The sequence below is a fragment of the Prevotella sp. E15-22 genome, from assembly GCF_023204875.1.
GTDB lineage: Bacteria > Bacteroidota > Bacteroidia > Bacteroidales > Bacteroidaceae > Prevotella.
In genome coordinates, this window is record NZ_CP096247.1 from 2,634,231 (window position 1) to 2,654,612 (window position 20,382).

15 protein-coding genes are annotated in these 20,382 nt (G+C 51.1%); 10 read left to right on the forward strand and 5 right to left on the reverse strand.

Annotated elements, in window-relative coordinates; all coding sequences use genetic code 11:
• The first annotated feature begins 77 nt into the window (after positions 1–77).
• Both M1D30_RS10740 and M1D30_RS10745 read left to right on the forward strand, forming a co-directional pair.
• Positions 78–2,549 carry a glycosyl hydrolase 115 family protein gene (locus tag M1D30_RS10740; RefSeq protein WP_248503844.1) on the forward strand — a complete coding sequence of 824 codons (2,472 nt, stop codon included), beginning with the start codon at positions 78–80 and terminating at the stop codon, positions 2,547–2,549.
• Positions 2,550–2,698: 149 nt separating this feature from the next.
• Complete coding sequence (locus M1D30_RS10745) at positions 2,699–5,497, forward strand: hypothetical protein (protein ID WP_248503846.1); 2,799 nt, start codon at positions 2,699–2,701, stop codon at positions 5,495–5,497.
• A 101-nt stretch (positions 5,498–5,598) separates the two neighbouring features.
• On the opposite strand, the gene M1D30_RS10750 is transcribed toward M1D30_RS10745, so the two are convergent.
• Together M1D30_RS10750 and M1D30_RS10755 are read right to left on the reverse strand one after the other, a co-directional pair.
• Positions 5,599–7,275, reverse strand: coding sequence for a formate--tetrahydrofolate ligase (locus M1D30_RS10750; RefSeq protein ID WP_248503847.1), 1,677 nt, complete (start codon positions 7,273–7,275; stop codon positions 5,599–5,601).
• An 86-nt stretch (positions 7,276–7,361) separates the two neighbouring features.
• Complete coding sequence (locus tag M1D30_RS10755; protein ID WP_248503849.1) at positions 7,362–7,811, reverse strand: GatB/YqeY domain-containing protein; 450 nt, start codon at positions 7,809–7,811, stop codon at positions 7,362–7,364.
• A 259-nt stretch (positions 7,812–8,070) separates the two neighbouring features.
• Between M1D30_RS10755 and M1D30_RS10760 the strand changes: the two genes are divergently transcribed.
• Both M1D30_RS10760 and M1D30_RS10765 read left to right on the forward strand, forming a co-directional pair.
• Positions 8,071–9,729: a hypothetical protein gene (locus M1D30_RS10760; protein WP_248503850.1), complete on the forward strand. Its 1,659-nt coding sequence runs from the start codon at positions 8,071–8,073 to the stop codon at positions 9,727–9,729.
• A 14-nt stretch (positions 9,730–9,743) separates the two neighbouring features.
• Complete coding sequence (locus M1D30_RS10765) at positions 9,744–9,899, forward strand: hypothetical protein (protein WP_248503852.1); 156 nt, start codon at positions 9,744–9,746, stop codon at positions 9,897–9,899.
• 246 nt (positions 9,900–10,145) lie between these two features.
• On the opposite strand, the gene M1D30_RS10770 is transcribed toward M1D30_RS10765, so the two are convergent.
• From M1D30_RS10770 to M1D30_RS10780, 3 genes are read right to left on the reverse strand one after another with little or no spacing between them, the layout of a single operon-like run.
• Complete coding sequence (locus M1D30_RS10770) at positions 10,146–10,367, reverse strand: DUF2795 domain-containing protein (protein ID WP_248503853.1); 222 nt, start codon at positions 10,365–10,367, stop codon at positions 10,146–10,148.
• Between the two features lie 58 nt (positions 10,368–10,425).
• Positions 10,426–10,992, reverse strand: coding sequence for a cob(I)yrinic acid a,c-diamide adenosyltransferase (locus tag M1D30_RS10775; RefSeq protein WP_248503855.1), 567 nt, complete (start codon positions 10,990–10,992; stop codon positions 10,426–10,428).
• 3 nt (positions 10,993–10,995) lie between these two features.
• The gene (locus tag M1D30_RS10780) at positions 10,996–11,520 is read right to left on the reverse strand and encodes a hypothetical protein (RefSeq protein WP_248503857.1); all 525 of its coding nucleotides are present in this window, start codon (positions 11,518–11,520) and stop codon (positions 10,996–10,998) included.
• Between the two features lie 69 nt (positions 11,521–11,589).
• Between M1D30_RS10780 and M1D30_RS10785 the strand changes: the two genes are divergently transcribed.
• From M1D30_RS10785 to M1D30_RS10810, 6 genes are read left to right on the forward strand one after another with little or no spacing between them, the layout of a single operon-like run.
• Positions 11,590–12,321 (forward strand): HAD family hydrolase, encoded by a 732-nt coding sequence (locus M1D30_RS10785; protein ID WP_248503859.1) that lies wholly within the window; start codon positions 11,590–11,592, stop codon positions 12,319–12,321.
• A 44-nt stretch (positions 12,322–12,365) separates the two neighbouring features.
• Positions 12,366–14,432 (forward strand): methionine--tRNA ligase, encoded by a 2,067-nt coding sequence (metG, locus tag M1D30_RS10790; protein ID WP_248503864.1) that lies wholly within the window; start codon positions 12,366–12,368, stop codon positions 14,430–14,432.
• Positions 14,432–15,928: a DUF6057 family protein gene (locus tag M1D30_RS10795; protein WP_248503865.1), complete on the forward strand. Its 1,497-nt coding sequence runs from the start codon at positions 14,432–14,434 to the stop codon at positions 15,926–15,928. The genes metG and M1D30_RS10795 overlap by 1 nt, the downstream gene beginning before the upstream one ends.
• The gene (locus M1D30_RS10800; protein ID WP_248503867.1) at positions 15,925–17,415 is read left to right on the forward strand and encodes a hypothetical protein; all 1,491 of its coding nucleotides are present in this window, start codon (positions 15,925–15,927) and stop codon (positions 17,413–17,415) included. Before M1D30_RS10795 ends, M1D30_RS10800 begins: the two co-directional genes overlap by 4 nt.
• 10 nt (positions 17,416–17,425) lie before the next feature.
• The gene (locus M1D30_RS10805; protein ID WP_248503869.1) at positions 17,426–19,312 is read left to right on the forward strand and encodes an aminotransferase class I/II-fold pyridoxal phosphate-dependent enzyme; all 1,887 of its coding nucleotides are present in this window, start codon (positions 17,426–17,428) and stop codon (positions 19,310–19,312) included.
• Positions 19,309–20,313, forward strand: coding sequence for an NAD/NADP-dependent octopine/nopaline dehydrogenase family protein (locus M1D30_RS10810; RefSeq protein ID WP_248503871.1), 1,005 nt, complete (start codon positions 19,309–19,311; stop codon positions 20,311–20,313). The genes M1D30_RS10805 and M1D30_RS10810 overlap by 4 nt, the downstream gene beginning before the upstream one ends.
• The last annotated feature ends 69 nt before the right edge of the window (positions 20,314–20,382 follow it).

A 20,382-nucleotide genomic window follows, 5' to 3' on the forward strand; every position in this document is an offset into this window, starting at 1 on the left:
CACAATGCTGTTTTGAGACGTTTATGACTTGCTGACTCAGGGATTTATGCTTAACTTTGCATAAATTTTAATAAGTCATGAACAAACTGAAAGCATTTCTGAGCATAGCACTTATGGCCGCAGCCTCACTCGGCATGCAGGCAGCAGATTCATTTGTCGACTTCAAGCAAGGCGACTGGGTACTTAACAACAACGGCAAGGTGACCATCTATGTCAGTCCGAACGAGGAACGTGGCGTGATGATTGCTGCCCAAAGTCTGCAGAACGACCTGAAGGCTGTTTGTGGTGCCGATGTGACCTTTGTCAAGGAGGCGAAGGATGCCACCATCGTTGTTGGCACACCCACCACCACGAAGGCCTATGCCAAGCAGTTGAAGGGCAAGACGGAGATGTATTTCATTGAGGCCAAGAACGGTCAGTTGAACATTGTGGGCAGCGACCGTCGCGGCGCCATCTATGGCATATATGAGCTAAGTCAGCAAATAGGCGTATCGCCCTGGTACTACTGGGCCGATACGCCTATTGACGTTCATCAGAGTCTTTACATCAAGAATGGTGTCTACACCGATGGGGAGCCTGCCGTGAAATGGCGCGGACTGTTCCTCAACGACGAGGCACCCTGTCTGACCTCCTGGGTGAAGAACACCTTTGGCACAGACTACGGCGACCATCACTTCTATGCCAAGGTCTTCGAGCTGATTCTTCGCTTGAAAGGTAACCTGCTGTGGCCCGCCATGTGGGGATGGGCTTTCTATGCCGACGACCCAGAGAACTCGAAGGTGGCCGACGAGATGGGCGTGATTATCAGTACGAGTCACCACGAGCCCATGGCACGCAACCACCAGGAGTATGCACGTAACCGCCGCGAATGGGGCGCCTGGAACTACCAGACAAACAAGGAGAAGCTGGACCGCTTCTTCCGCGAGGGTATTGAGCGCATGAAGGGTACCGAGGATATTGTGACCATTGCCATGCGTGGCGATGGCGACGAGGCCATGAGTGCCGAGGCCGACACAAAACTGCTGGAGAACATCGTGGAGAACCAGCGACGCATCATCAAAGAGGTGACGGGCCGTCCGGCCAAGGAGACACCTCAGGTGTGGGCGCTTTATAAAGAGGTGCTGGATTATTACGATAAGGGCATGCGCGTGCCCGACGACGTGTGCATCCTGCTGTGCGACGACAACTGGGGCAACGTGCGTCGTGTGCCCAACGAGAAAGAGCGTCAGCACAAAGGCGGCTGGGGACTGTACTACCACGTGGACTATGTGGGTGCTCCACGTAACACGAAGTGGCTCAACGTCACCCAGACACAGCAGATGTTTGAGCAGCTCTCACTGGCTTACGATTTCGGTATTCAGCAGATGTGGATCCTGAACGTGGGCGACCTGAAGCCGATGGAGTATCCCATCCAGTTGTTCATGGACATGGCATGGGACCCCAAGACGCATACGCAACAGAATGTCATTGACCATACCCGCCAGTTCTTTGCTGAGCAGTTGGGCGAGCAGTGGGCCAACGAGGCTGCTGCCATCTATAACCAGAACTGCCAGTATATGGCACGCGTAACACCTGAGATGCTGGACGCTCGTACCTACAACGTGGAGACGGGCGAATGGAAACAGGTGGCCGACGAATATCAACGTCTGGAGGCGCGCGCCTTGCGACTTTTCCTGACCTTGCCTGAGAGTCGTCACGACGTGTATAAGCAACTCATCCTGTTCCCTGTCCAGGCGGCTGCCAACCTCTACGACATGTATTATGCGCAGGCCATGAACCGCCATCTGGCAGGGCGCAAGAACCCCGATGCCAACATCTGGGCCGAGAAGGTGAAGGACTGCTTCAAGCGTGATTCGCTGCTCTGTCTGGCCTACAACAAAGAGATTGCCAACGGCAAGTGGAACGGCATGATGACACAGAAGCACATTGGCTACAGGAGTTGGAACGACAACTTCCGTCAGGACATGCTGCCTGCCACCACACAGGTGAAGGACACGGTCGTGGGCGGCTTCACATTCACTCATAGCAACGGCTTTGTGGCCATGGAGGCCGAGCATTACTTCGAGGCGAAGGCTGCTGAAGGCACTCAGTGGACGGTCTATCCCGACTTTGGCCGTACGCGCAGTGCCGTGGCACTGACTCCCTATTCGAAAGGCACGGGCGATGCCAGTCTGACGTATCAGTTCTCCCTGCCTGCCGATCATCCCAGTGAGGTGACGGTTCACGTAGTGGTGAAGTCGACACTCGACTTTATGAACCGTGGCGGCCACGAATATACGGTTAGCCTGGACGGCAGCGAGTCGGCCACGGTGAACTTCAACAAGAATCTGGTGGACCGTCAGCCCTATATGTACAGTGAGTTCTATCCCACCATCGCACGCCGTGTGGTAGAGAACAAGGTGACACTGCCCGTTGGCAAGGGCGACACCCACACGCTGACACTGCATCCCAAGCATGGCGGCATTGTGTTCGAGAAGATTATTGTTGACTTCGGAGGCTATAAGAACAGCTACCTGTTTGGCAATGAGTCGGATGTGCGCAGACAATGATGTACAAGAAAAATAGATAAAACATTACTTTTTGATATCTTCCTATAGTTTTTGCTTCATTTCATGTGAAAAGGTTTTGAGAATGGAAAAAAGTTGTATCTTTGCAGCGAAATTTAAAACAAAACTCAAAACCTATAAACAAAAAAAACATGAAGAAACAATTACTATTAATGGCTATGGCCCTGTTCTCACTGTCCAGTGGTTATGCCCAGGAAGAAGGTGATGATGAGGAGGAGCCCGCTCCTGAAGTCGTCTTCACCAAGTCATTCCAGTCGCTCATTGACGACGCGAAGTATCTGTCAACCAGTAGCCACTACACCACAGGTCAGTCTGCGCTGCTGGAAGCCATCTCTGCCGCAGAAACGTCTATCACGACCTTAGAGACCAACGCAGATGTCATCACTGCCATGAAGAATCTGCAGGCTGTCATCAACGAGTTTGTTGAAGCCAACGGTCATGCTGATGCTACAGAAAAGGTGCTGAACAACAGCTTCGACAAGGACGGCAACAACTCAAAGACTATTACCTCTTGGACGGTTTCAAACTTCAAGCAGAACCGCCGCAGTGTGTCGTATTCAACAACACGCGGAGGCTACTCTTTCACTAACTTTGCTGAGCAGTGGGTAGCCGCTGGCAGCGGTCCTCTTGCTGGTGCTGGCAACATGAGTCAGGTGGTAACGGGTCTGCCCGCAGGTCACTACCGTCTGACTGCCGATATCTTTGCTCACAATCAGAAGTACGACGAGACTTGCGAAGAGGCCGTTGGTATTCAGTTGTATGCCAACGACGTGGTTCGTGAGGTTGGTGTAACAGGTTTCACCGACAACGACGGTGCTGCTTTCAGTCTTGACTTCGATGTGGCTGAAGGCGAGACTCCCACCATTGGTTTCCGTTTCGAGAACACCAACGTAAACTGGCTGGGATGGGATAACGTCACCTTATATTATATTGGCGACCCCGAAGCTTATAACAGCATTGTCAATGCCGAGAAGTTGGCTGCCCTCAAAGAGGCAACCGCCACTGCGCTGACCACAGCAAAGGAGGCACTGAACAGCGAGGATGCACCCTTCTATCGTAATGAGTTGCAGACAGCCATCACCGAGGCCGAGGCCCTCTTAGAGACAGGCACCTTGGACGAGCTGACCGCTGCCAAGGAGAAACTGGACAACGAGTTGAAGGCCTTCAACGACTATAACAAGCACTTCACCAACCTGAAGACCGCCATCGCCAATGCAGAGGCTCTGATTGCCGAGGGCGTGATGACCGAGGGCGTGGCTGACTTCCAGGAGGCCATCTCTGCTGCCAAGGATAAGCTGCAGCATGCTACCACCGACTATTCGGATGATGCCGAGGGTGGTGTGGCCTTTGTCGATGCAGCTCTGGAGGAATTGAACAAGGCTGAAAGCACCTTCCGTGTGCAGAACGCCAGCTATGCTAATCCTGCCAACGTGATTACCAATGGCGGCATGAGCTCTATGGACGGATGGGATGTGCTGAACGGTGGTACTGCTAACCCTGCCCTGCACATTAACACCAACGGTAACGTGACTAACTTCAGCAAGCCCTTCATGGAGTGCTGGGTGAACTCTGCCAATGGTTATGGAGAGGCTAACTATGCACGTCAGACCGTGAACGCCCTGCCCAACGGACTGGACCTTCCAAAGGGTTACTACGTGCTGAAGGCTGCTGCGCTGGCCACCCGCCAGGGACAGCCCGACGTGAAGGTCAGCGGTGTCACACTGCGCTTTGGCGAGCAGGAAGTTGCCGTTCAGACTGCCGATGGTGTTGCTAACATCTATCGTATCGGTTTTGACAAGCCTGAGGCTGGCGGTGAGCTGAGCTTCGGACTCTATATCGACGAGAACACCGATGCCAACTGGATTGCATGGGACGAGGTGGAACTGCAGTTCGTAGGCAGCAAGGAGAAGTATATGGAAGACTATGCCAAGGCTGTGCTGGGCGAGAGTCTGGATAACCTGCGCGAGGCACTGAATGCTGCACAGAAGGCTATCGAGGAAGTGGACATGACTGGTATTGACTTCGAGGAGTCCGACCTGTATATCTATATGGACGATGCCGAGTTTGTATTGGCCGACCCCGTTGCTTCTAACTACAGCAAGGAGGAGATCGACATCCTGACTGGCAAACTGTACGAGGCTATCACGAAGTTCTACACCAGCGGTGTATCACCCAAGGAAGGCAAGTCGTTCGACTTCACCTCAATGATCAAGAACGCCGACTTCGATTCAGAGCCAGGCAGCGAGTGGACCATCGAGACAGAGAATGGCGTACTGCCCAGCGGTACCGACTGCGCAAACTGGTGGTTTGGTAGCTCTGGTCCCTCAGAGACCACTCAGGAGTTCAGTCAGACCATTGCCGGTCTGCCCGCAGGTAACTATCTGCTCGACGTAAATGCAGCTATCCGTGTGGACATGAACTACTCTATTGAGAACTACAAGGCTGAAAACCTGCCTAACTACCTGACCATGTGTAAGGTCTATGCCAACAACGACAGCGCCGATATTCATCCTTTCTTCTACGAGGACGAGGCTCTGGGTCTGACCCTGGAGAAGATGTTGCTGATGACCAACGATTACGACTATCGTCACGGCAATGGCACACTGATTGACGACATGCTGAAGGGTACCGATTATTTCCACTCAAAGATTGCCTTCAAGCTTGAGGAGAAGGGCAGCGTGAAGATTGGCTTCCGCGTGGAGTTGCCTAACAAGTCTGGTCAGATGCCATTCATCGACTACTTCCACCTGTTCTACTATGGTAAGAACGAGATTCAGACAGGTATTGCCGATATGAACAAGGGCATCGTTGAGAATGTTCCCGCTGGCATCTACAACCTGAAGGGCCAGCTGGTACGCAGCAACATGAGTACCGAGGGTCTGGCTAAGGGTCTCTACCTGATCAACGGCAAAAAGGTCGTGATTAAGTAAGAGAAGTGCTATAGAAACAAACTATTCTATATATTGAAAACAGGGATACGCCACTCGTGGGTGCATCCCTGTTTTCTTGATGTATCATATTGTATCTTGTCTTACGACAATCCTTCTATCTCGCCATTCACAATCGTGATGCGCTCGGCCTGCGGACTCTTAGGCAAGCCAGGCATACGGAGCATATCGCCAGCAATAGCCACAATCATCTCGCTGCCACAGTTAAGGATGACGTCACGGATGCGAATCGTAAAGCCCTCGGGAGAACCATAGCGGGTGGAATCGGCCGAGAACGAATATTGCGTCTTGGCAATACAGATGGGATAACGACTGATGTCCTTGTCGTTGGCAAAGATGGTGCGGATAGACTCCAGTTTCCTGGCGCCCGTCTTACTGAACTCCACAGCGGCAGCACCATAGATGCGCTTACATACCTTCTCAATCTTTCCCTCGATGGTATCTGTTTCAGGATAGGTGAAGTTGATGGGCAGAGGCTGTATGCGATCGATGGTGTCAACCACCTTCTGCGCCAACTCCACAGCACCTTCGCCACCTTTCAGGAAAGCCTCGTTCACAGCAAAGCCAACACCACGGTCCTCACAGTTCTTACGGATGAGCTCAATCTCCTCCTCGGTATCCGAGTCGAAACGGTTCAGCGTCACGATGACAGGCTGGCCGAAGCCCTGCATATTATCGATATGACGGTTCAGGTTCTTCAAACCCTCTTTGAGTCCGTCGGCATTGGGTTCCTTGATATGGTCGAGCGCCACGCCACCATGCATCTTCAAGCCCTGCGTTGTGGCAACAATGACCACCAGGCGGGGTTGCAAGCCAGCCTTTCTGCACTTGATATTAAAGAACTTCTCGGCACCCAGATCGGCACCGAAGCCAGCCTCCGTCACCACATAGTCGCTATAGGTCATGGCCATCTTGGTGGCCATCACGCTGGAACAGCCGTGAGCGATATTGGCAAACGGACCGCCATGGATAAAGGCGGGCGTCTGCTCTGTGGTCTGCACCAGATTAGGCGAAAGGGCATCGCGCATCAGAACGGTAATGGCACCACCAACACCCATATCGCGAACGCGGAAAGGTTTTCCATCGGAGGTGATGCCCAGAAGGATATTTTCGATTCGACGGCGCAGGTCGTCCTCACTGGTGGCCAGACAAAGAATTGCCATCAACTCGGATGCAGGTGTGATGTCAAAGCCCGTCTCGGACACCACGCCATCGCCATGAAGTCCCGTTACCACATTACGCAGCGCACGGTCGTTCACATCCAGCACACGTTTCCAGTAAACCTCACGCAGAGAAAAACCCTCCTTACGATGCTGATAGAGGTAGTTGTCCAACAACGCGCTGATGGTGTTGTGGGCCGAGGTCACAGCATGGAAGTCGCCCGTGAAATGAAGGTTAATCTTCTCCATGGGCAACACCTGGGCATAGCCACCACCTGCAGCGCCACCCTTCATACCGAAACAAGGTCCGAGTGAAGGTTCGCGCAACGACACAGAAGCCCTCTTTCCAATCTTACTGAGTCCCATGGCCAAACCAATGCTAACAGTGGTCTTGCCAATGCCCACCTTTGTTGGACTGATGGCGGTAACCAGAATCAAACGACTTTTCTTAACTCTCTCTTCATCGATGAGCGACACGGGCACCTTCGCCATAAAGCGTCCGTAAGGTTCCACCTTCTCAGGTGCTATGCCTAACTGTTCTGCGATGTCACTAATCGGTCTCAGCTCACTTTCGCGAGCAATCTGAATGTCTGTCTTCATATTTAGTTTTACGGGTTAACAAAAGAAAAGAAAAAAAAGCAAGCGATGTAGCTGAAGTCACACCGCTTGTTTTTCTGAAAAGAACCTTAAGCCAAGAGTTTCTTCACAATCTCAGAGATGACTCGGCCATCAGCCTTTCCTGCCAACTGCTTGCTGGCTGTGCCCATTACCTTTCCCATCTCCTTCATACTTGTGGCTCCAACCTCAGCAATGATCTTCTTCACCTCTGCCTCTATCTCCTCTTGGGAAAGTTGTTTCGGTAAATAACTCTCAAGTACATCCACCTGTGCCAACTCTGCATCAGCCAGGTCTTGACGCCCTGCTTGTGTGTAGGTCGTTGCAGTTTCCTTGCCCTGCTTGGCCAGTTTTGAGATAATCTTCAATGCATCAGCATCAGCCAATGTATCGTTGGCTCCAGGAGCAGTTTTTGCTTCAAGGAACACTTTCTTAATGTTGCGAAGCGTTTCCAAACGCACCTTGTCGCGAGCCTTCATTGCAGACTTGATGTCTTCGCTAATTTGATCGAATAATGCCATAATATCGTTTTTATTATCAATCAATACATTTCTTTGTGATGCAAAATTAATCGTTTTCCTTCTGAAAGACTCACACTTATATAAAGTTTTAGTTTTATTTAGCAATTAAATTATTAATGTGCTTCGCGCGTCACACGGGGACAGGCACGCTGTGAGCATCAGATTACACATATTTTTTGAAAATAATGCAACGTATTTTAAAAAAAAATTGTAACTTTGCGGCCAATTTTAACCAGAAGATATAAAACCATTTAAAAAAATGAGAAAAAAACTTTTACTTTTAGCTGCAGTTCTTTCTGCAAGTGCAAGTATTACATTAGCACAAGAAAAAACCGTGTATAGTGACGACAACAACATCATTTACACCTACTCCGCAAACTCTGATGTTACAATTACAGCGCAAGGTCAAAATAGTTTAGACAGCGAGAACAACAGGGAGAATATAATATTGGGGTCAACATTATCAATCGACTATGTATCCTACACAAGGGTTGCAAACCGCAACAGAGACATTAAGTTGACTGTATCAGACATCAACGACTATTCTATTCTCCCATCACAATTGCAAAGTTTTTCACGCGCGGTGGTTTCTGGTGAAGATCTAACAAATGAAGATCTGAACACAACTCTTTCTTCTTTTGCAACCGACAACAGACTGAATTACCCACGAACTCAACGAAATAATCTGCCTCCATCAGAGATGTACTACAAAATAAGGCAGAACACAAATGCAGAAAAGGCCGCATACGCAACATATCAGAATGCATGCGAGAAAGCCAGAACAAGAGGTCTATACGTCTACACTGGAGCAGAGCTGCTTGAAGAAGGCGTAGATTTTGACCTTTATCATATGCAAATAAACGAAGGCTTGTATTATATTGATGCTCCTAATGCGGTTGATGTTATATTAATAGATGCAACAACAGGCAACTGGAAAGAGGGTACAACATACCTGAATTGTACCGACAATTTCATTCCTACCTATATTGGTTCTAACATCCCATTGCCAACAACAACCGCATCAGATGAGGACTCAAAAGTTGGTATCGTATCAGGATTGGTAGATAATGGCAAGGTCGAGGAAATCCTTGCTAATGATGATTACAAATACCTTAACTTTGATTTTACAAATGCTAACATCCTCGGCTCTGTAGCTACAGACATTCATGACAATAGAATTGCATACTTTGCTAAGAATACAGATGCAACAGGTCAGAATATCGTTGTTGGCTCAACTTGTGAAAGCTATGTTATTTCTGATAACAACCAGGAGATTTACGTCAGCAAGGCGTTTTCTGCTGGAGAATCGCAGTACAAGCGTACTTTCACACCTGATACATACGGAACCATCGTGCTTCCATTCGCTGTAAACAATCCCAGTAATGTGTTCGTAAGGCAGGCTGTATTTACAGGTTATAGTTCCGCCGAAAACAAAATGACATTCACATGCACGTCAATGATAGCGCCCAACACGCCACATCTGTTCAAGGTGCTCCCAACTGTTGCAGGCGAGTCAACTCTCTACGGCCCAGTAAACGGAACCATAGAGGCTACCGCAGAAGCTAAAAGTGCAAAGTATGAGGGTGCTCAGTTTGCTGGCACATTCGAGGGTCTTCGTGCTGAAATTGCAAGTCAGGTCTATGTAGTAGGTGCAGTAGGTAAGATTGGCAGAACCACAAAGGCATTGAAGCCGGGCCGTTGCTACTTCACACGTGAGGATTCTGGCAATTTCGCGAGGAGCTTCGGTGGTGCAACCATCGAGTTTATCGACGAGGACGGAACGACGGCTATTAACGAACACGAATTAAACGAATCTCACGAATTAAGCGGCGCAGTTTATAACCTGCAGGGTCGCCGCGTAGAGAATCCCACGAAGGGTCTGTATATCGTGAATGGAAAGAAGGTAGTGATTAAATAATGGAGGACACAGCTATGACAAAGAAAGAATATATGAAACCTTCCATGAAGGTGGTAGAGTTACAGTACAAGTGCCAGATACTGGCAGGAAGCCTGCCTGGCGATATCCATGATGCGAATTATGAATTTGATGCAAGCTTTGGCGAAGACTATGTTGACGAGGGCAACTAAGCTTCCCTTGAATTATTGATACAAAAAAATTCGGGCTCATCGTTTGGTGGGCTCGAATTTTCTTTGAGTTTGGGGTCACACGGGGACAGGCACGCTGTGAGCATGAGTTTCTCCGAACCTACATCCTTTTACCGCTATTTCAAGCGCGTTACTGGCATGACTGCAAAAGAATACCGCAACAGGAAGAACAACTCTGAATGAGTATGAACAGCATAAAAAAAGTGGCATCTACGTGCCACTTTCTCTTTAGTACTCGTCCTCGTTGAACAAGAAATCCTCTTTCGTGGGATAGTCGGGCCAGATATCCTCGATACTCTCGTAGATATCACCCTCATCCTCAATCTCCTGCAGATTCTCCAACACTTCGAGGGGAGCTCCAGAACGGATGGCATAGTCGATTAACTCCTCCTTGGTTGCTGGCCAGGGAGCGTCTTCTAGTTTAGATGCTAATTCAAGTGTCCAGTACATAATATTTAAACTTTTTTGTTGATTTCTGAAATTGAGCACAAAAGTAGTAAAATAATTTTTATCCGCAAGGATTTTTCCAAATTATTTCATCTTGTTTTGCGTTAAAATTCATTTTTTTCGCCAAAACGTACAGATAATCGCTTAATCTGTTGACAAATTGCGTTATTTCAGCATCAACAACAGCTGTTTCTGCCAATTCAGAAATTTTACGTTCGGCACGACGACAGACAGTACGACACACATGACACTGAGCCGCTGCCATTGTCCCGCCCGGCAGGATAAACCCCTGTGGTTCAGGTAGCAAAGACAGGATTTCATCAATACGATGCTCCAGGTTTTCTATCTCACCTTTGGGCAGTTGACCCGAAGGAGGAAGAGGCGTTTGCTGTTGGTCGGTGGCCAAGTGGGTTCCCACATTAAAAAGACTGCTCTGTATGCGAACAAGCAAAGGGCGCTCATCGTCGTCAGCAGGCAACATGGCAACCAGGAGTCCGATGTGAGAACTCAGTTCGTCGACAGTGCCATAGGCCTCCAGCCTCACACTGTTTTTCTTAACACGTACACCACCCACCAGACTGGTCATGCCTTTATCGCCAGTACGGGTGTAAATCTTTGTCATCTTCATAGGTTAGAAGTTTATTAGGTATCTTTGTTTGGTTCTTTTCGGGTCGAACAGTACGATGCCGCAGTAATAAAGGTCGAAGGTGACCGTTGCACGCGGGTCGTGCTCGATACAGTGCCAGTATTCCGGGTATTGCCAGATGTCCTGAAACACCACCACCGAGCGTTCGTTACACTCTTGGAACAAGCGATGGAAATCGGTCTTGATAGGCACGACGGCCAACTCAACAGCCTTTGCCTCATCCACTATACGGGCCTTTCGGCATCCCTCCTGCAGATAGTCGTGAAAGCCTACCCAATCAACAATCCGACTGGGTTGTCGATCGTTGGCCAAGCGGAAGTATAACAAGCCCAACTTACGGCGCAGCCAGTCGTCGTTTTGCCCCAGCGACTCATAGGCATAATAGGGCCAGTGCTCATTGACGACATAGCGCACAAAGCGATAGTCTGTGGGCGACTGAATACCGAAGCCTCGACAGTGACTTATCCTGCGGAGCCAAACGTATGCCTGATGCAGTCTGTTCAATTTCATATCTTTTTATTTTCAGCGCAAAGATAATAATTAATTCCCAATAATTTCGTAACTTTGCAGCAAAATTTAATGATGATGACAGAAAAGATTAAAGTCATTGCTTTCGATGCTGACGACACCCTGTGGGACTGTCAAGGCTATTTCGAAGAAGTAGAGAATCACCTATACCGCCTTATTGCTCCCTATTGTGAAGATCCCAAGAAAGAACTCTTCAAAACCGAATCGGGTAATATGGCCGACCTTGGTTATGGCTGTAAGGCATTCACCATCAGTATTTTAGAGACTGCCATGCGCATAGCCGGCAACCACCTGTCAACAACGCAGCTGGAAGAGCTCCTGCAAGACTGCAAACGCCTGCTCCACCTGCCTGCCACTCCCCTGCCTGGCGTGGAAGAAACGCTGAAGGAGTTGAGAGACAGAATACAAGAGTCAAGCCTCTCACCTCTCACCGCTCACCTCTCACCTCTCAAACTGGTCTGCTTCACCAAAGGTGAACTTCAGGATCAGGAGAACAAACTGAAGCGCTCTGGTCTGCTAAAATATTTCGACGATGTGGAAATCACCTCCGACAAGACCCAGCGCGAGTTTCTCGCCCTGTGCGAGCATCAGGGCATTCACCCTTCGGAACTGTTGATGATTGGCAACTCGCTGAAAAGCGACTGCGCGCCAGCACTGGCCATTGGCGCATGGGCCATCCATATCCCCTTTCACGTAACGTGGCAATTGGAGCACTTTGATGATATTGACCACGAGCGACTGATAAAAATTGAGCATTTCAGCGATATTCTTCGCTATATTTAGAGAAAAAGTTGTAACTTTGCACCCCAAATACACATTATTATAAAATGGAACAGAAAAAATATAAGAGAATAACCGTGACCTCTGCCCTGCCCTATGCCAATGGCGGTGTGCATATTGGTCATCTGGCTGGTGTTTATGTACCAGCCGATATCTACGTACGTTACCTGCGTCTGAAGAAGCGCGACGTGATGTTTATTGGTGGTTCTGATGAGCATGGCGTGCCCATCACTGTTCGTGCCCGCAAGGAGGGCATCACACCTCAGGATGTGGTAGATCGCTATCACAAGATGATTAAGGATTCGTTCGAGGAGTTTGGCATCTCGTTCGATGTCTATAGCCGTACCACCAGCGAGACGCATCATAAGTTTGCTGCCGAGTGGTTCAAGAAGCTCTACGACGAGGGCAAACTGGTAGAGAAAACCACCGCTCAGCTCTACGACGAGGAGGCCAAGCAGTTCCTGGCCGATCGTTATGTTGTGGGTGAATGTCCCTACTGCCACAACGAGGGCGCCTATGGCGACCAGTGTGAGAAGTGCGGACGCGACCTGAGTCCTACAGAGCTGATCAATCCTAAGTCAACCATCAGTGGTTCTACGCCCGTATTGAAGGAAACCAAGAACTGGTACCTGCCTCTGAACGAGTATCAGGACTGGTTGAAGCAGTGGATTCTGGAGGGCCATAAGGAGTGGCGCTCAAACGTTTATGGCCAGTGTAAGAGTTGGTTGGATATGGACCTGCAGCCACGTGCCATGACGCGCGACCTCGACTGGGGTATCCCCGTACCTGTAGAGGGTGCAGAAGGAAAGGTGCTGTATGTATGGTTCGATGCCCCTATCGGCTATGTATCAAACACCAAGGAACTCTGTGAGAAGAATCCTGAGAAGTGGGGCAACTGGGAACAGTGGTGGCAGGACGAGGACACCCGTCTGGTGCACTTCATCGGCAAGGACAATATCGTGTTCCACTGCATCATCTTCCCTGTCATGATGAAGGCTCACGGCAAGTATATCATGCCCGATAACGTGCCCGCCAACGAGTTTCTGAACCTTGAGAACGACAAGATCTCTACCTCTCGCAACTGGGCTGTATGGCTCCACGAGTATCTGGTTGATATGCCAGGCAAGCAGGATGTGTTGCGCTATGTACTGACAGCCAATGCCCCCGAGACCAAGGACAACAACTTTACTTGGAAGGACTTCCAGGACCGCAATAACAACGAGCTCGTGGCTGTTTACGGCAACTTCGTGAACCGTGCCCTCCAGCTCACCAAGAAATACTGGAACGGCGTCGTTCCTGCTTGTGGCGAGTTGCAGGATGTTGATAAACAGGCCCTTGAGGAGTTCAAGGATGTCAAGGCCAAGGTGGAGGCACTGCTCGAGCAGTTTAAGTTCCGCGATGCCCAGTTCGAGGCCATGAACCTGGCTCGTATCGGCAACCGTTATATCACAGAGTGCGAGCCCTGGAAGGTTTGGAAGACCGACCCCAAGCGTTGCGAGACCATTCTGAACATCTGCTTGCAGCTCACAGCCAACCTCGCTATCGCCTTCGAGCCATTCCTGCCATTCTCTTCGAAGAAGCTCCGCGAGATGTTGCATATCGACAGCTTCGAGTGGGAGCAGCTGGGCAGCACCGACCTGCTGAAGGCTGGTCATCAGTTGGGCGAGCCTTCGTTGCTGTTCGAGAAGATTGAGGATGAGGTCATCCAGAAGCAGCTCGACAAACTGGAGGCAACCAAGAAAGCCAATCAGGCAGCAGCCTATAAGGCCGCTCCTATCAAGGATACCGTTTCGTTCGACGACTTTGAGAAGCTCGACATCCGTGTGGGCCTCGTGAAGGATTGTCAGAAGGTAAAGAAGAGCAAGAAGCTCCTGCAGTTCACCATCGACGATGGCTCAGGCACCGACCGTACCATCTGCTCGGGTATCGCCGCCTTCTACGAGAAGCCCGAAGAGCTCATTGGCAAGCGTATCCTCTTCGTGGCCAACTTCGCCCCCCGTACCATGATGGGTATTGAGAGTCAGGGCATGATTCTCAGCGCAGTTGATGCCGACGAGAGCCTGAGCGTGGTAACCACAACAAAGGACGTAAAGCCTGGCAGTCAGGTAGGATAATGAAAAAGTGGTGGCCATACCTTGTCATCGTACTCTTGTGGGTACCATTGGTAGTCTTTGAAAGCGACTATCTATATGCGTTGCAAGACCAGAACCTGTTTCTCCACACGCCGCTCTTCTTTGAGCAACAGATGGTGAAGGCAGGCGGACTGCTGACATGGATAGGCAGCTACCTCACACAATATTTTTACTACCCTATGCTCGGAGCAGGCATTCTGTGCCTACTCTGGGCATTTTTTATGTGGCTGTGCAAACGCACCTTCCGATTGGCGAACACCTGGATAGCGCTGATACCTGTGGCCTGCATGGTGCTCACCATCGTCACCCTGGGCTATTGGGTCTATTACCTCAAATTGCCCGGCCATGCGTTCTGTGCCACCATGGGCAGCATCGTGGCGGTAGCATTGACATGGGGCTACAGAGCATTACCACGTCGCCATCACCTGCCATCAGTCTATATTGTCTTCGCCGCAGGACTAGGTTATCAATTCTTCGGATTCTACGCGTTGTTGGCCACAGCATTGATGGGTATTATCTCGTGGCGCGAGCATAAAAGTCTTTGGGGAGACGCTTTCCTAGCCTTCACCCAGATATTCCTTTGGCCAATCTTCAGTTACTATTGCGGAAACCCCGAAATAAACATCGTCAATATCTATTGGGCAGGCCTGCCCGTGTTTGCCCATCAGGGCGAGCGCTTCTTTGCCTACAACCTGCCCTATGTCATCCTCTTTGCGAGTATGGTGCTGATGGCCATGAAGCCCAGCATCAAGTCCAGGAAGTGGCTGAACATCACCATCGTTGCGGTGGTGGCCATAGGCCTACTGAAGTTCTGGAACAAGGACGACAACCTACATCGCGAGCTCAGCATGACGCGCAGCATTGAGACAGGCCAATGGGACAAGGCATTGAAGACAGCGAAGAACGTAAAGGGCGAACCCACCCGACTCATCTGTATGATGCGCAACCTGGCCCTGTTTGTTCAGGGTGCCAAGACCACCAATGGCTATCGTGACGGAGCCAAGCGCCCTGCGGCGCCTTTCACCGTTCACACCGTTCACACGGCAGGAAAGATGCTTTATCTGCAATATGGCATCCCTAACTATTGCTATCGTTGGTGCATGGAGGACGGTGTAGAATATGGCTGGAGCATTGAAAAGCTCAAGCTGATGACCATGTGCTCCATTCTGAATGGCGAGGAGGTGGCAGCCCAGCGCTACGTCAACCTTTTGAAGAAGACCGACTTCCACAAGAAATGGGCCATGCGCATGGAAGCCATGATCAAAGCGCCGCAACTGGTGATGCAGGCCCCGGAGTTCAAGCATATTCTGCCCTTACTTCGTGACGACAACTTCCTGACGGCCGATCAGAGTCAGCAGGAGCTCTTCCTCATTGAGCACATCATGAGCACCCCTGGAGCCACCTTGGAGCAGCGCCGGTTGGCCGACTTCACCATGAGTTATTATCGCAACAACCGTCAGAAACTCGTAGAACAATGAAGAACGTACTCTATACCCTCCTCGCCATCGCACTGCTGATGTCATGCAGCAGTCCACAGATACCCGCCCAATATAAGGAGAGTCAGGTGGAGGCTCCTATCTACCCCGACTATCAGGAGGTGACGGTACCCGTAAACATGGCACCCCTTAACTTCGAGTTGTTGATGCAGAGCGACAAGTCGGTGATACGTCTGCGCGCAGCCAACGAGGAAATCATTTGCGAGGGTCCCAAGGTCCGACCTGACATCGACGATTGGAAAGGACTCTTGGAAAAGGCCAAGGGAGGAGCCATCACCGTAGAGATCTTTGCCAGCATCAAAGACCAATGGGTGCGTTTCAAGCCGTTTAATATCTACGTCTCGGCCGACCCCATTGACCCGTGGCTCAGTTACCGACTGATATCGCCCTCATACGTTTCCTATGAGGAGCTCACCTTGAACCAGCGCTGCCTGGAGAACTTCGACGAGCAGGTGTTCGCAGACAACATGCTTTGCTCCACAGAGAGCGGTGGTCAGTGTGTCAACTGCCACAGCTATCAGCAAGGCAACCCCAACCGCATGCAGTTTCATGCCCGTCAGACACATGGTGGCACACTGATTGCCTACGACGGCACCATCGAGAAGATAGACATGCGCCACGACTCTCTGCTGTCTGCCGGCGTCTATCCTGCCTGGCATCCCACAGAAAAGCTCATTGCCTATTCCACGAACATGACCATGCAGGCTTTCCACACCGCAGCACCCGAGAAGATTGAGGTGCTTGACAGCGAGAGTGACCTGATTCTCTACGACGTTGACAAGCACGAGGTGACCACCATTGAGCAGGCCCCCAACGAACTCGAGATATTCCCCGCATGGTCGCCCGACGGCAAGTGGCTTTATTTCTGCAGCGCTCACTTTGTGTATCAGAGCGACAGCGTGGACAGGAGCGAGATCACCATGCGCGCCAACGAAGTGAGATATAATATCTATCGCAAGTCGTTCGATGCCAAGACACGCCAGTTTGGCAAGCGCGAGATGGTGTTCTGTGCCGACACCTTAGGCAAGAGTGCCACCTTCCCACGCATCTCACCCGACGGACGCTGGCTGCTCTTCACCCTGGGCCACTGGGGATGCTTTCACATCTGGCATCATGATGCCGACTTGTGGATGAAGGACCTCAAGACCGGCCATGTCTTTGCCATGGACCAGTTGAACAGCGACGACACCGAGAGCTATCACTCGTGGTCATCAAACGGACGCTGGGTGGTCTTCTCATCACGCCGATACGACGGTGTCTTTACACGCCCGTTCATCGCCCATATCGATGCCGAGGGACACGGCAGCAAGCCATTCGAGCTGCCAGCCAAAGACCCCGACCTGCACAGACAGTTTCTTAAAAGCTATAACGTGCCCGAGTTTATGAAAGGCCCTGTTGAGCTCACCCCTCAGCAGGTGGCCAGCAAACTCAAGGCCGACGGCAAGCCCGTAACTTATAAATCTAAATAACACCAACATTATGCAAGCAATCATCCTCGCGGCCGGCATGGGTCGCAGATTAGGCGAATATACAAAAGACAACACCAAGTGCATGGTGCCCGTAAACGGTGTCCGTCTCATCGACCGTCTTTTAGGTCAGTTGGCCAAGCAAGACCTCAAGCGCGTCATCATCGTGGTGGGCTATCAGGGTCAGGCGCTCCGCCATTATATTGAGGAGCAATACATCAGCCATCAGACCTCAGACCTCAGCCCTCAGCCATCAGACCTCAGCCATCAGACCTCAGACCTCAGTCGTCTGAACATCGAGTTTGCCGAGAATCCCATCTACGACAAGACCAACAACATCTACTCGCTGGCCCTGGTGAAAGACAAGTTGCAGGAGGACGACACCCTGCTCATCGAGAGCGACCTCATCTTCAGCGACCGCATCATCCCCATGATTGTCAACAATCCCTACCCCAACCTGGCACTGGTGGCCAAGTACGAGACATGGATGGATGGCACCATGGTGCGCCTGGACGACGATCAGAACATTGTGAACTTCATATCGAAGGATGCTTTCGACTATAACGAGGTCGATTCCTATTATAAGACCGTCAATATCTATAAGCTGTCGAAAGCCTTCTCACAGCAGAAATACGTGCCCTTCCTCGATGCCTACACCAAGGCCGTGGGCAATAACGAATACTACGAGAACGTGCTGCGCATCATCTCGCTGCTCAACAACAACCACGACATGAAGGCCATGCCCATTGGAGGCGAGAAATGGTACGAGATCGACGACAAGCAGGACCTCGACATTGCCGAAGCCCTTTTTGCCGACGAGAAGGATGTGCTGCGCAAGTACTATGGTCGCTACGGTGGTTTCTGGCGTTTCCCCCAGATGCTCGACTTCTGTTATCTGGTGAATCCCTATTTCCCCAGCAAGCGCATGAAGGACGAGCTGCGCGCCAACTTCGACACCCTGCTCACCGAATATCCCTCGGGCATGAAGGTAAACACCCTCATTGCCAGCAAGAGCTTTGGCGTGAGCGAGCCCTATATCGTGCCTGGCAATGGTGCTGCCGAGCTGATTAAGATTCTGATGGAGGACACGCAGGGCAAGACCGGCTTCATCCGTCCCACCTTCGAGGAATATCCCAATCGCTACGACAAAGACTGTCAGGTGACCTTTGTGCCCCAGAATGCCGACTATCGCTATACGGCCGACGACCTGATGACGTTCTTTGCCGACAAGGGCATCCAGCAGCTCATGGTCATCAACCCCGACAATCCCTCGGGCAACTTCATTCCCAAGAACGGCATCCTGCGCTTGGCACAATGGTGCGAGGACCGAGGCATCCGTCTCATCGTCGACGAATCGTTTGTCGACTTCAGCGAGGACTATGCCAACAACAGTCTGCTCAGCGACGAGATCCTCGAGGCCTATCCCCACATGGCCGTGATGAAAAGCATCTCAAAGAGCTATGGTGTGCCCGGCCTTCGTCTGGGCATCCTCTGTTCGGCCAACAAAGAGCTCATCGCACGCATCAAGAAAGAGGTGAGCATCTGGAACCTCAACTCGTTTGCCGAGTTCTTCATGCAGATCTACAACAAACACGAAAAAGACTATCTGCGCGCCTGCGACAAGTTTGTGGCCGAGCGAGCCCATTTCTACGAACAGCTGAAGCAGATACCCTTCTTCCACGTGATGCCCTCGCAGGCCAACTACTTCCTTTGCGAGGTGCTGCCCCCTTACAAGGCCAGCGAGATTGTCATCTATATGCTCAAGCAGCACAACATCCTCACACGCGACTGCAGTCTGAAGTCAGGTCTCGACCCCACGAAGCAGTACATGCGCATCGCCGTGCGCGACCATGCCGACAACACCCGACTCGTTGAAGGACTAAAAGAACTGGCCAAATGAAGATATGCATTTGCGGAGGAGGCAACCTGGGCCATGTGGTGGCAGGCTTCGTGGCCGCCCAAGGCCGTCACGAGGTGAGTCTGCTCACACGCCAGCCCGAGCGATGGAGCACCGAGCTAACCATTGAAGCCCCCGAGGAAACAACATACATAGGCCACCTAAACGGCATATTTAGCGATGCCAAACATGCTGTCAGCGATGCACAAATCATATTGTTGTGCTTGCCGGGCTATGCCATTCGCGATACACTCCTTCAGATAAAAGCATATTTGCACCCCGACGCCGCCGTAGGAACGGTGGTCAGCAGCACAGGCTTCTTCTTTCAGGCCATGGACATCCTGCCCCCTTCGCAGACACTCTTCGGGTTCCAGCGTGTGCCCTTCATCTCGCGCGTCATCGACTATGGCCATCGAGCCCGCCTCATGGGCTATAAGGACCGTCTTGAGCTGGCCATCGAGCATTGCAGCCAGCCCGAAGCCCTGCGCGATGCCCTGAGCAACATGCTGCGCACCCCCATCCATCTTCTCAGCAGCCACTACGAGGTGAGTCTCAGCAACAGCAATCCCCTGCTGCATCCCTCGCGCCTCTATTCCCTTTGGAAAGACTGGCACGAAGGCATCATATACAATCGCATCCCTATGTTCTACGAAGAATGGACCGAGGAAGCCGCTCAGCTTTACATCAATATGGACCGCGAGTTGCAGGCCCTACTCGAGCAACTGCCAGTACGCAAAGGCAGCATAGCCACCGTTCTCCACTATTACGAGAGCACCGATGCCCCCTCATTGGCTCGCAAGTTGCGCAGCATAGAGGCCTTCAAGGGCATTGCCTCGCCCATGATCCCCGTCGAGGGAGGCTTCATCCCCGACTTCCACAGTCGTTATTTCACAGAGGATTTCCCCTTTGGCCTTGCCTTCGTTCACCGGATGACCCACGAAAAAGGCATTGCCTCACCCACCATCGACATGATATATGAGTGGGGAATGAAGATGATAAAATAGGGGATGCACCCTATTGAATGCATCCCCTATTCACTTTTCTATATAATCAGTTTCACACGGAAGCCGCGC